The organism is Arthrobacter sp. NPDC057009 (assembly GCF_042673905.1).
In the GTDB taxonomy this organism is placed as follows: Bacteria; Actinomycetota; Actinomycetes; order Actinomycetales; family Micrococcaceae; genus Arthrobacter.
On sequence record NZ_JBHUSB010000020.1, the window covers coordinates 67,920 to 79,336 of the forward strand.

The 11,417-nt window shown below is 66.1% G+C and carries 10 protein-coding genes; 4 read left to right on the forward strand and 6 right to left on the reverse strand.

Annotated elements, in window-relative coordinates; all coding sequences use genetic code 11:
• Positions 1-46: 46 nt before the first annotated feature.
• From ACFTR6_RS18235 to ACFTR6_RS18250, 4 genes are read right to left on the reverse strand one after another with little or no spacing between them, the layout of a single operon-like run.
• Entirely contained in the window at positions 47-913 is an 867-nt protein-coding gene (locus ACFTR6_RS18235) for a substrate-binding periplasmic protein (RefSeq protein WP_377958909.1), read from the reverse strand.
• 56 nt (positions 914-969) lie between these two features.
• Complete coding sequence (locus ACFTR6_RS18240) at positions 970-1,632, reverse strand: amino acid ABC transporter permease (RefSeq protein WP_377958910.1); 663 nt, start codon at positions 1,630-1,632, stop codon at positions 970-972.
• Positions 1,632-2,279 (reverse strand): amino acid ABC transporter permease, encoded by a 648-nt coding sequence (locus ACFTR6_RS18245; RefSeq protein ID WP_377958911.1) that lies wholly within the window; start codon positions 2,277-2,279, stop codon positions 1,632-1,634. Before ACFTR6_RS18245 ends, ACFTR6_RS18240 begins: the two co-directional genes overlap by 1 nt.
• A 7-nt stretch (positions 2,280-2,286) precedes the next feature.
• A complete protein-coding gene (locus ACFTR6_RS18250) occupies positions 2,287-3,078 on the reverse strand; it encodes an amino acid ABC transporter ATP-binding protein (protein WP_377958912.1) in 792 nt (263 codons plus the stop codon).
• Between the two features lie 339 nt (positions 3,079-3,417).
• Between ACFTR6_RS18250 and ACFTR6_RS18255 the strand changes: the two genes are divergently transcribed.
• Entirely contained in the window at positions 3,418-4,185 is a 768-nt protein-coding gene (locus tag ACFTR6_RS18255; protein ID WP_083706336.1) for an SDR family NAD(P)-dependent oxidoreductase, read from the forward strand.
• Between the two features lie 52 nt (positions 4,186-4,237).
• Positions 4,238-5,893: an amino acid permease gene (locus ACFTR6_RS18260; RefSeq protein ID WP_377958913.1), complete on the forward strand. Its 1,656-nt coding sequence runs from the start codon at positions 4,238-4,240 to the stop codon at positions 5,891-5,893.
• Between the two features lie 224 nt (positions 5,894-6,117).
• On the opposite strand, the gene ACFTR6_RS18265 is transcribed toward ACFTR6_RS18260, so the two are convergent.
• Positions 6,118-6,813: a maleylpyruvate isomerase family mycothiol-dependent enzyme gene (locus ACFTR6_RS18265; RefSeq protein WP_377958915.1), complete on the reverse strand. Its 696-nt coding sequence runs from the start codon at positions 6,811-6,813 to the stop codon at positions 6,118-6,120.
• A 271-nt stretch (positions 6,814-7,084) separates the two neighbouring features.
• Positions 7,085-8,698, reverse strand: coding sequence for a PucR family transcriptional regulator (locus ACFTR6_RS18270; RefSeq protein WP_377958920.1), 1,614 nt, complete (start codon positions 8,696-8,698; stop codon positions 7,085-7,087).
• A 127-nt stretch (positions 8,699-8,825) separates the two neighbouring features.
• On the opposite strand from ACFTR6_RS18270, the gene ACFTR6_RS18275 reads away from it, so the two are divergent.
• Entirely contained in the window at positions 8,826-10,358 is a 1,533-nt protein-coding gene (locus ACFTR6_RS18275) for a cytosine permease (protein ID WP_087872147.1), read from the forward strand.
• A 29-nt stretch (positions 10,359-10,387) separates the two neighbouring features.
• Positions 10,388-11,347, forward strand: a complete 960-nt coding sequence (locus ACFTR6_RS18280; RefSeq protein ID WP_377958916.1) for a polysaccharide deacetylase — start codon at positions 10,388-10,390, stop codon at positions 11,345-11,347.
• Positions 11,348-11,417 lie beyond the last annotated feature (70 nt).

Below are 11,417 nucleotides of genomic sequence, written 5' to 3' on the forward strand. Positions count from 1 at the left end.
GCGCCGGACAGGACATCCGGCGCCGCCTGTAGAGGGAGAACTCCCGTTAGAGTTCGGTGGGTGCGCCGGGCTCGCCGACGGAGGCGTCCACTCCGTACTTCTCGAGGAGCTTCTTGATGGTTCCGTTGTCGCGGAGTGTCTTGATGTCCTCGTCCAGCGCCTTGCCCAGGGCCTCGTTGTCGAGGCTGGACGGCAACATGACCTGGCCGACAGCGGCGAACTGTGGGACCTTCGGGTTCGGCTTAACGTCGACCACCTTGGCGCCCTCGATGGGGGCGTCTTTGAGCCGGTAGTTTGCGGATGCGGAGGATGCTACGAGCGCGTCGATGCGTCCGGCCTTGAGATCGGCGTAGATGGATTCGTCGTCCTGGTAGATCTTGAACTTGTCTCCGAGCCACTTCTGCATGCTGTCGTTCCAGAGGTTGCCGGCGACCGAACCGACCACGTGGCCCTCGAGATCATCGCTGGTGAGGCCCTTCGTCGAAACGATCCCCTGCGGATCGTTCCACAGCGGTGTGCTCATGTAGACGATCTTGGTCCGTTCCTTGGTGCGCAGCCAGTTTCCCGAGCCGATATCAACGCGCTTTGACTGCACTGACGGGATCACCGCTCCTGCACCGCCTGAAGTGCTCACCGTGACTTTGAGGCATTCGAGCTTGGCGATCTCGTTGATCAGGTCGCCCTCCATGCCGGTGACATTTTCACCGTCCAGGATCGTGGCGGGCGCGTAGTCGTAGCTGGCGACGGTGAGCTCGCCGTCGGTAATGGTTTTGAGGTCACTGTGTGCCGGTTTGCAGTCGGAGGCGACGCTGCTGGTCTCGCCGCCGCCGCAGGCGGACAGGGAGATGGCGAGCAGGCCGGCGGCGCTGCCGGCGGAAAGTGCGCGCACGAGGGTACGGGGATTCCGTGACATGGTTTTCCTTTGTTGTGTGGTGTGGGCGGTTTGCCCGGGATAAGTGGAGCGGAGGCTTAGTTGCGTTGCAGGTGGCGGCCGAGGCGTTGTTCCAGCACCCGGATGAGTGCGAGGAAGGCGAGGGTGAGGGTTCCGTAGATGACTGCGGTGAGGGTGTAGACGCTGAGGTATTCGAAGGTGATGGATCCGATTTCGAAGGCTTTGGACATCAGTTCGGGCACGGCGATGACGAAGGCGAGGGCGCTGCCTTGGAAGACGAGGACGGCGAGGCCGGCCAGGGGCGGGGTGGAGATCCTTAGTGCCTGGGGCAGGATGATGAGCCGGAACCCGGTCCAGCCGCGCAGCCCTGAGGTGAGGGCTGCTTCTTTCTGGCCCAGGGGTACGGAGGCTATTCCGGCGCGGAAGTATTCGGAGGCGTAGGCGCCGGTGTTCCAGGTCAGGGCGATGATCGCGGTGGTGAGGGAGGTCAGGGTGATGCCGGCGTCGGGGAGGCTGAAGTAGAGCAGGTACAGCAGCACCAGGGCGGGCAGGCCGCGTCCGATCTCGACGAACAGGAATGAGATCCACTGCAGGGGCGCGAGTTTGGAGGCGGCCATGACGGCGAAGAGCAGGCCGAGGGGGAAGCCGAAGAGCAGGGACAGGCCGGTCAGTTGGAGGCTGACCAGCAGCCCGGGGGTGAGGTTGGGCAGCCAGGAAAGCCATTGGGTGAGGAGTTCCATCACGCGACTCCGATCTTTCGGCGCAGGGTGAGGTCGACCCGGCGTGAGATGAGGGCGACGACGAGGCTGATGACGATGTAGAGGGCCCCGGCGACGACGAAGGAGAGGAGGCCTTCGTGGGTTTGTTTGGCGGCCTGCTGGGCGTAGTAGGTGATTTCCCGGACGCCGATGGTGGAGGCCAGGGCGGAGTCTTTCAGCAGCCCGATGCCGTAGGTGGCGATCGCGGGCAGCGCGACGCGGAACGCCTGCGGGGTGATGATGTGCCCGACCGTGGTGACGGTGGACAGTCCGAGGGCGTGGGCGGCCTCGCGCTGGCCGTCCGGGATGCTCAGCAGACCCGACCGGTAGATTTCGGCCATGAACGCGGAGGCGATGATGGAGAACCCGATGATCGCGGCCTGGATCGTGCTCAGCCGCAGGGAGTATTGGGGCAGGCCGAAGTAGATCAGGAACAGCCAGGTGATCGGCGGGATGACCCGCACGATGTTGATGTAGAGGGTCGCGGCCGCGCGGATGATGGCGATGGGGGAGCGGGCGGCGCCGACCAGGACCAGGCCGATGAGCCCGCCGATCAGGAGCGAGGCGCCGGTGACGTAGAGGGTGAGTCCGACGCCGCGGGCGATCGCTGGCAGCAGTTCTGCAATCATGATCGGCTCACCGGTCCAGAACGGCTTTGAGGAACTGCCGTGTGCGTTCGTTCTGCGGGTCCGACATCACCTGTTCGCTCGGGCCGATCTCCAGGACGCCGCCGTTGCCCATGACCATGATCCGGTCCGAGACGTCGCGGGCGAAGTGCATTTCGTGGGTGACGACGAGCATGGTCATGCCCTCGTCGGCGAGGTCGCGCATGACGGCGAGGACTTCCAGGCCGATTTCCGGGTCCAGGGCCGAGGTGGGTTCGTCGAAGAGCATGACCTTTGGTGAGAGTGCCAGGGCGCGGGCGATGGCGATGCGCTGCTGCTGCCCGCCCGAGAGGCGGGCCGGGTAGGCCTTGGCCTTGTCCGGCAGGCCGACATGCTTGAGTAGCCGGTTCGCGGTCTCTTCGGCCTGTTCCTTGCTGGCCCCGAGGACCTTGCGCTGGGGCAGGGTGATGTTCTCTATCACGGTCAGGTGGGGGAAGAGGTTGAAGCTTTGGAAGACCATGCCGGTGACGCGCCTGAGGTGGTCAAGGCTGGCTTTGTCCGGCAGCTTCCCGCCGGCCACAACCCGGGCTCCACCGATTTCGATCGTGCCCTCGGTCGGTGTTTCCAGGTAATTCAGGCACCGCAGGAACGTGCTCTTGCCCGCCCCCGACGGGCCGATGATCGAGACCACCTCGCCCTCGCTCATCGCCAGATCCACATCCGACAGCACACGGGCTGCGCCGTAACTCTTGCCAAGCCCGGAGACCACGACCTCGCCAGAAAGCGCGATCGGGGAAGCTTTTGTGCCAAAACTGAAGCTCATCCTTTGGTTCCTTTGGATAGCGGGACTTCCTTGTCCCGGAGGTCGTTCCGTTGCGATGCCGTGCCCTGCAGCAGCGGCACCTTGGGCCACAGCTCCAGTCGCACCTCGCTTGCGATGTATGAAGTAGATCACAGCTTCCGACATATAAGCAATACTTTAGGAATATATCTTTTAAGCTCTGCAGTCCCCGGTTACTAGCAACTGAAGCAAAAAAACATTTAAAACTAAAATCTATTGCTCAGGCCATGTGACCTCCATTACAGTAGAGGAAATCCCGGCTCGTGACACGCATCACGCCGGCCCATCACACCCCACGCAAAACTCCCACGGAGGAACAAGATGAATGCTCTGACCCTGACCGGCCAGGTGGCACTGGTGACCGGAGCCGGCCACGGCATCGGCCGCGCCAGCGCCCTGGCGCTGGCGGAGGCCGGCGCCCTGGTGGTGGCCTCGGACATGGACTTTGCACGCGCCGCCGAAACCGAGCAGCTGATCAAAGACGCGGGCCACAAAGGTGTGGCGGCAGTTGCTGACGTGACCGACGAAAAGGCGATGGCCGCCGTCGTCGATGACATTGTCCGGACCCACGGCCGGCTGGACGTTGTCCACGCCAACGCGGGCGTGCTCATGGCGGGAACCGCCCTGACCCAGACGCTCGACGAGTGGGACAAGACCTTCCAGGTCAACGTGCGCGGCACATTCCTCACGGTGCGGGCGGTGCTTCCGCAGATGATCAAGCAGAAGTCGGGCGCGATCATCATCACGGCGTCCGTTTCCGGCCTGATCGGGGAGCCGGACCTCGTTGCCTACAACACGTCCAAGGGCGCGCTGGTGAACCTCACCCGGCAGCTCGCCGTCGAGTACGCCAAGGACGGAATCCGTGTCAACGGCGTGTGCCCCGGATGGATCGAAACAGGCTTCAATGACCCCGTGCTCGGCCACCTGGACACGGAAGAACTCGATCAGCTCGTCGGAACGCAGGTACCTCTGGGACGCCAGGGTACACCGGAGGATATCGCCCCGTCGGTGGTGTTCCTCGCGTCGGACTGGGCCCGGTACATCACCGGGCAGCTCCTGCCCATCGACGGCGGCCTGACGTCAATGTAGACGCCGGCCCTCCCGTCCCAAGCATCGGCTCAAGACCCAAGGACTTATTGCCATGTCTGTCACCAAACCACAACGGTCCGACGACGAACTCCTCGCCAACCTCGGCTACAAGCCCGAACTGAAGCGTTCGTGGTCCGGCTTTTCCAACTTCGCCATCTCCTTCTCCGTCATCTCGATCCTCAGCGGCCCGTTCATCAGCTTCTTCATCGGATGGAACAACGGCGGCCCGGCGGCCATCAGCTGGGGCTGGCCCATCGTCTGTGCCCTCATCCTCGTGGTGGGCCTGTGCATGGGCGAACTTGTCTCCGCGATGCCCACCTCCGGCGGCATGTACTACTGGGCGGCCAAGCTTGGCAGCCTGCGCTCCAGCTACTTCACCGGCTGGCTGGACTTCCTGGGCCTGCTGGCCATCGTCGCCGCCGTGTCCTACGGCTGCGCCACCTTCATCGACGTGACCCTGTCCTCGTTCAGCTCAGCCTGGGCCGACGGATACTCACTGTCCCGGGTGTTCCTGATCTTCATCGGCGTGCTGTTCGTGGTCACGATCCTCTCGATCTTCTCCAGCCACCTGCTGGCCATCTTCAACAACATCTCCGTGTGGTGGCACGTCATCGGCACCGCGGCAATCATCGCCATCATCATCTTCGTGCCGGAACGCCACGCCAGCATGGCCGACGTGTTCAGCCAGCGGATCAACAACACCGGATGGTTCGACGGCGCCACTACCGGCATGGGATTCATCTTCCTTGTGCTCCCGCTCGCTGTGATCCTGCCGCAGTTCACCGTCACCGGCTACGACGCCTCCTGCCACATGTCCGAGGAAACCAAGGGCGCCTCCAACTCCGCCGCCAACGGCATCTGGCAGGCCATCCTCTACTCGGCAATCGGCGGCTGGATCCTGCTGCTGGGCATCCTCTTCGCAGTGCAGGACGCCGACGCCGTCACCGCAAGCGGCGGCAGCGTGGTCACCGTGCTCAACCAGGCACTGAGCGGCCCGTGGGTCAGCACCGTGCTGGTGATCTCCACCGTGGGCCAGTGCTTCTGCGCCATGGCCTGCATGACCTCCACCACCCGCATGCTGTTCGCCTTCAGCCGGGACGGCGCGGTGCCCGGCGCTCGCATCTGGACCCGCCTCAACAAGAGCGGTGTTCCGCTGTACAGTGTGGCCCTGGTTGCCGGCCTAGCGATCCTCCTGGCCCTGCCCGCCCTCGTGGAGGTGGATATCAACGGCGCCCCCGTGCCGGTGGCCTTCAACGCGGTAGTCTCCATCGGCGTCGTCGGCCTGTACCTGGCCTTCGCTATCCCGATCTACCAGCGCCTCCGCAAGGGCTCCGCCTTCGAGCGCGGCTCCTGGCACCTGGGTCGGAACTACAAGTGGCTGGGCACCATTGCCGTGGTGGAAATCGCACTGACCACGGTGATCGCCCTCCTGCCGACCTCCCCGCTCGGAGCTCCGTGGAACCCCGACTTCGAGTGGAAGTACTTCAACTACACACCGCTGGTGGTCGGCGGAACCCTGCTGGTGCTGTGGCTGGCCTGGCAGCTCCGGGTCAAGCACACCTACACCGGCCCGCGCCACACCGTGGACCTGCCTAACGGGCTCACCTCGGCCGACGAGCTGGAGATCGAGTACGAGGAGCACCACCCCGGCCACCACCACGCGGTCCACGGCAGCCACGAGAAGTCCGACGCCAACCACCGCGCGTAACTCACAGTTCAATACGTAACTAACAGTTCAATACGGAGGGCCTGGCTGCGCTGAGCAGCCGGGCCCTTCCGACGCTCCATCACTTCCCGCCGTTTTCCCTCGGACGCTCTATCACTCCCTGCCGGTTTCCCCCGGACGCTCTATCACTCCCTGCCGGTTTCCCCCGACGCGTCCTCACGTCCCGCTGCCTCCAAACGCTTCCTCAGGTCCCGCCGTCGTTCTGTCTATGGCGTAAGCGGACCACGGATGACGCGCAAGGCGAGCTCAGTGTCGCCGTCGATCGCGGCGGTGTTCGACAGGTTGGAGCGGCCCCAAAGGCCGAAGTACATGTCCCGTGGGGTTGCGCTGACCTCCGCTTTGACGTCCCCGGATCCGACGGTCCAGGCCGTGCCGTGGGGGATGCGGAAGGTCACGGCCTTTCCGGGGTCCGGCATCCGCTGTAGCCGGATCTGCCGCGGGGCGACCATTGCTAGGGCCTCGTCGATGCCGTCGAGCAGGAAGTCCTCTGGGAACTCCGGTTCCCGTTGCCCTGACGCCTGGTGGGCGTCGAGAAGGTGGATGGCGTGCTCGTGCGCCTGCCGGCGAAGCCAAAAACCCGCAGTGCGCGGGGGAGGTCCGAAGTTCCAACACGGGGCCGTCGGGTCCAGCGAGGTCATCGTGGCAAGGAAATCAGGCGCTCCTTCGAGGAACCAGCTCGCCGCTCCTGCTGTGGGCGGGGCCGGTGCCTCAACATGCTTGCCGGTGCGGACCACGGCGGCAGCCCATCGTTCGATGGAGCCGACATGGCCAAAAAGCTCATCGAGCGTCCAACCCGGACAGGCCGGAACGGAGCGGGCCAGTGTGCCCTCCGACTGGCGGGCAAGCTCTTCGAGTGATCCGAGGCAGTGCGTGAGTTCGGCCAGGTAGCGTTCGGGCAGCATGGGTCGAGCATATCCAGTCCGGTAGTGCGGAAGCGTTCGGTGCCAAGCGGCGGGATGTGATGGAGCGTTGGGTTGAAGGCGGCGGGAGGTGATGGAGCGTTGGGGAAAAGGCGGCGGGAGGTGATGGAGCGTTGGGGAAAAGGCGGCGGGAGGTGATAGAGCGTTGGGTTGAAGGCGGCGGGAAGTGATAGAGCGTCGGGGGACAGGCGGCGGGAGGTGATGGAGCGTTGGGGGAAAGGCGGCAGGAAGTGAGAGAGGGTCGTATGTAGGGCTAGGGGAGTCGGGCCAGGCGGGTGGCCAGGTGCAGGCTCGCGAGGCGTCCGGTTCCGCGGGGGTCGCCGCCGCAGAGGTCGAAGATGCGCTGCAGCCGGTGGTACATCGACTGCCGTTCCAGGTGCAGCTCGCGGGCAGCCTGCGCCGTGTTGCAGCCGGAGTCCAGCCATACGGTCAGGGTGTGCAGCAGCTGTGAGTTCCGCTGCACGTCGTGCTCGAGGACCGGGCCCAGCGTCCGGCGGACGTAATCGCGGCGGGCAGCGGCGTCGAGGCTCTCGGCTGCCAGGCGCTCGACACCAAATGCCTCCGCATCCAGGACATGCCGGGAACCGCCGGCGGAGCGGCCGGCCCGCGGCGCCAGATCCAGCGTCCGCCGCGCTTCCGCCATCGACCACGCCGCCTCGCCGATGCCCTGCCCCAGAGGTCCGATGGCGACCGCGGAACCTTCCGGGACCTCGAGGGACCCCAGCGCCTCGAGCAGCGATGCCCGTGCGGACCGTGTTCCCTCGCGCGGGAGGCCGGCCAGCGCGATGAGCTCCAGCTTGTCGGCATAGCTCGCGGCATGCGGAACCGCCCCCGCAAGGACTGCGTCCAGCGCGGGACGCAGCCGGCCCGAGGCGGCGGAACGGATCATGACGGCGGCCACCGGACCGTCGACGGCGAACCCCGCCGCCGCCCCCAGCTGCTCGAGCCGCCACGGCTGGGCCCCGGAATGGACGGCTCGCATCAGCTCAGCGCCCGCCAGTTCCTTCAGGCCCGGCGGCATCCGCTGCAACAGCGCCAGGCCGAGGATGTCGACGGACCGTTCGCCCGCCACCCGGACGAACGCCGGGTCGACGCCCTCGGTCAGCTCAAGTTCGAGGCGGGCAGCCAGCACACCACGGACCGGAACGTCGACCGCCGTCGTACTCACTGTCCCGGGGCTAACTGCCGCCAAACCCTCGGTGCCCGGACCGCCGCCGGAGCCCGGACCGCCGTCGGTACTTCCGCCGTCGGAAGCGCGAGCGCCGCCGCCCCCGCCGCCAGCGCCGCCGCCCTGGGAAGCACCTACACCGGCACTCCCCAGCGTCACTCCCGCCGGCGACACCAGGCGCACCCCGGTTCCGGTCTGCCCGGCGAGCACGGCGAGCACCTCATCCAGCCCGCCGCCGTGGGCGAGTTCGGCGGCCATGGCGTGGCTGATCTCATCCCCGCGCTGCAGCAGCTCCACGGACTGGCCCACCAGGATCGAGTTGATTTCCTGCATGATGCCCACGAAGGGTGCCACTTTGCGGAGCTCGAACAGCGGCAGGCCGTTGGACTCGGCCGCCACCAGCATCGACTCCGGGATGTCAGGCAACACCGGCCCCGTCTCGATCGCAACGGCCGCGACGCCGCGCCCGGCCAGCTCGCGCACGTAGTCCACGCGCCGCTGGTCCGAAGCGGTGGCCAGGGCCTGCCCGCCGCTGAGGAGAAGCTCCCCGCCGCGCAGCAGGGGAGCGATATCCAGGACCTCGCTGGAGTGCACCCACCGCACCTGCCGTCCGGCCACGGCAGAGCCGGCCGCGCGGAGGAGCGGATCGGCCGCCTGGACGCTGCGGTGCTTCAAAACGTCTTCGAGGAACACGGATATTACACTCCGTCATAGGCAAGAGGATTCTGCTAGACAGATCGTACCTTGTTGCTGTGATGGAGCCCACATACGCTTAATTCATCCCTTCTTCACGGAGGCTCTTCTTCCTCACACGGAGGCTTTTCCGATGCACAATTCCTCAACACCGCAGTCCGGGCCCGCAACGGAGCAGGCCGAGGACTTCGAAGCCTGGCTCCAGCCCATTCCGGAAACCGCGCGCACCCGCAAGGTGTCGGGCCAGTTCTGGATCTGGGCCGGCGCAAACCTCGCCCCGATCAACTGGGTCCTCGGCGCCCTGGGCATCAACCTCGGCCTTGGCTTTGCCGACACCGTCACCGTCCTGGTCCTGGGCAACCTGATCGGCATGCTGCTCTTCGGCTGCTTCGTCCTGCTGGGCCAAAAGACCGGGGCCACCGGCATGGTCCTGGCCCGCGCCGCCTTCGGTCGCCGCGGCAACTACCTTCCGGCCGCCATCCAGGCGCTGCTGGTGGTGGGCTGGTGCGCCGTCAACACCTGGATCATCCTCGACCTGGTCATGGCACTCTTCGGCACCCTCGGCTGGGTGGACCCACAAGCCCACAACTACGCCTGGAAGATCGGCGTGGCCACGTTCATCATGGCCGCCCAGGTTGCCATCGCATGGTTCGGCTACAAGGCGATCGCCGCCTTCGAAAAATGGACCGTGCCGCCCACCATCATCATCCTGGTGGTCATGTCCGCCGTGGCCTGGTTCGGCCTCAAGATCGACTGGACCTACGCCGGCCCCGCGGGCAACATCCTGGAAGGCTCCGAACGGATCGCCGCCATGAGCGCCGTGATGACGGCCATCGGCATCGGCTGGGGCATCACCTGGTTCACGTACGCCGCCGACTACTCCCGCTTCGTCAGCACCACCGTTCCCAAGAAAAAGGTCTACCTCGCCTCCGTCCTGGGTCAGTTCATCCCGGTGGTCTGGCTGGGTGTCCTCGGCGCAAGCCTCGCCACCAACAGCGGCGAAATCGATCCCGGCAAGCTCATCGTCCAGAACTTCGGTGCCCTGGCGCTGCCCGTGCTCCTGATGGTGCTCCACGGCCCCATCGCCACCAACATCCTCAACATCTACACGTTCTCGGTGGCCACGCAGGCGCTCGACATCACCATTAGCCGCCGGAAACTCAACCTGTTCGTCGGCGTCTTCTCACTCATCGCTGTCATCTACTTCATCTTCCAGGAGGACTTCGCCGCCGTGCTGGACGCCTGGCTCATCGGCCTGGTGGCCTGGGTGGCCGCCTGGGGCGGCGTGATGCTGGTGCACTTCTTCTGGCTGGAGCGGCGCTGGCCCGGCAACGTGGAACGGCTGTTCGACGGCGTCGGCACCCGCCGCCTGCCCGTGGTCAACTGGGCCGGCGTGACCTCGCTGCTCGCCGGGATCTTCGCCACCTGGCTGTTCATGTACGGGCTGGTCCCGGTGATGCAGGGCCCCATCGCGGTTGCCCTGGGCGGCTGGGACCTCTCCTGGCTGGCCGGCGGACTCACCAGCGCCGGGGTGTATGCGGTGCTTGGCCCCCGTCTGCACCGGCAGTACGTGACGGTGACGTCCGACGGCGGCACTGCCGCCGCCGCTGTCAGCGCACCTGCCGCCGGGCAGGCACCCCAGCCCGTTCCCGCCGTCGAACTCTAACCACCCTTACTACGAAAGGAACCCACGGCATGAGCCCAAGCGTCTTCCCGGATTCCCAGCACCCCATCACCTGGCCCGCCGGCTACACCGCCGCCGCATCCTTCACCTTCGATGTCGACGCCGAATCCTGCGTCATCGCGCACGATCCCAGCAGCACGCGGCGGATGTCGCTGATGAGCCACCAGTCGTACGGGCCCAAGGTTGCGGTGCCGCGGCTGCTGCAGATCCTGGCGCGGCAAGAGGTCCGCGGGACGTTCTTCATCCCCGGGTTCACGGCGGAAAGCTACCCGGACGTGGTGCGGCAGATCGTCGACGGCGGCCATGAGGTGGCGCACCACGGCTACCTGCACGAGCCGATGCAGGGGATCGACGCCGTGACGGAGGCCTCGTACCTGGACCGCGGGCTCGAGGCGCTGGAGAAGGTCACCGGGATCCGGCCGGTGGGGTACCGGGCGCCGTGGTGGGAACTGAACTGGCACTCGCCGGCGCTCCTGGCTGACCGCGGTTTCCTCTACGATTCCAGCCTGCTCGACGGCGACGCGCCGTACCGGATGTCGGTCTCGCAGGATCCTTCCTCCGGGGATACCCGCGACATCGTGGAGATCCCCGTGGACTGGACGCTCGACGACTGGGAGCAGTACGCCTTCTACCCGGGAGTCACCGGCAGCGGCGTGATCGAAAGCCCGGCCAAGGTGCTGGAGATGTGGACGCTTGAGGCGCAGGCACACCATTCGCAGGGGAGCTGCTTCGTGCTCACCAACCACCCGTTCATCTCGGGCCGGCCCTCCAAGGCAGTGGCCCTGGAGCAGCTCATCGAGCGGGTCAAGGGCATGGACGGAATGTGGGTGACGACGCTGGAGCAGATCGCCGAGCATACTGCGGCGACTGTTGCCGACATCCACACCCACGCCCGGATCGAGGTGCCCCTTGCTCCCGGTTTCGGAGCCCGCTTCAAGCCGGGGCAGGTGCGGGTACCCGCGCTGAGCTAGCCCGGCAGGGCTCGGGGCGAAGCTGAGCGCGAACGGACACTTGTGGCCCTTTACACGAGGGCCACAAGTG

Coding starts and splice junctions, on each gene's coding strand:
- ACFTR6_RS18235 (WP_377958909.1), bottom strand. CDS start 913: ATGTCACGGAATCCCCGTACCCTCGTGCGCGCACTTTCCGCCGGCAGC.
- ACFTR6_RS18240 (WP_377958910.1), bottom strand. CDS start 1,632: ATGGAACTCCTCACCCAATGGCTTTCCTGGCTGCCCAACCTCACCCCC.
- ACFTR6_RS18245 (WP_377958911.1), bottom strand. CDS start 2,279: ATGATTGCAGAACTGCTGCCAGCGATCGCCCGCGGCGTCGGACTCACC.
- ACFTR6_RS18250 (WP_377958912.1), bottom strand. CDS start 3,078: ATGAGCTTCAGTTTTGGCACAAAAGCTTCCCCGATCGCGCTTTCTGGC.
- ACFTR6_RS18255 (WP_083706336.1), top strand. CDS start 3,418: ATGAATGCTCTGACCCTGACCGGCCAGGTGGCACTGGTGACCGGAGCC.
- ACFTR6_RS18260 (WP_377958913.1), top strand. CDS start 4,238: ATGTCTGTCACCAAACCACAACGGTCCGACGACGAACTCCTCGCCAAC.
- ACFTR6_RS18265 (WP_377958915.1), bottom strand. CDS start 6,813: ATGCTGCCCGAACGCTACCTGGCCGAACTCACGCACTGCCTCGGATCA.
- ACFTR6_RS18275 (WP_087872147.1), top strand. CDS start 8,826: ATGCACAATTCCTCAACACCGCAGTCCGGGCCCGCAACGGAGCAGGCC.
- ACFTR6_RS18280 (WP_377958916.1), top strand. CDS start 10,388: ATGAGCCCAAGCGTCTTCCCGGATTCCCAGCACCCCATCACCTGGCCC.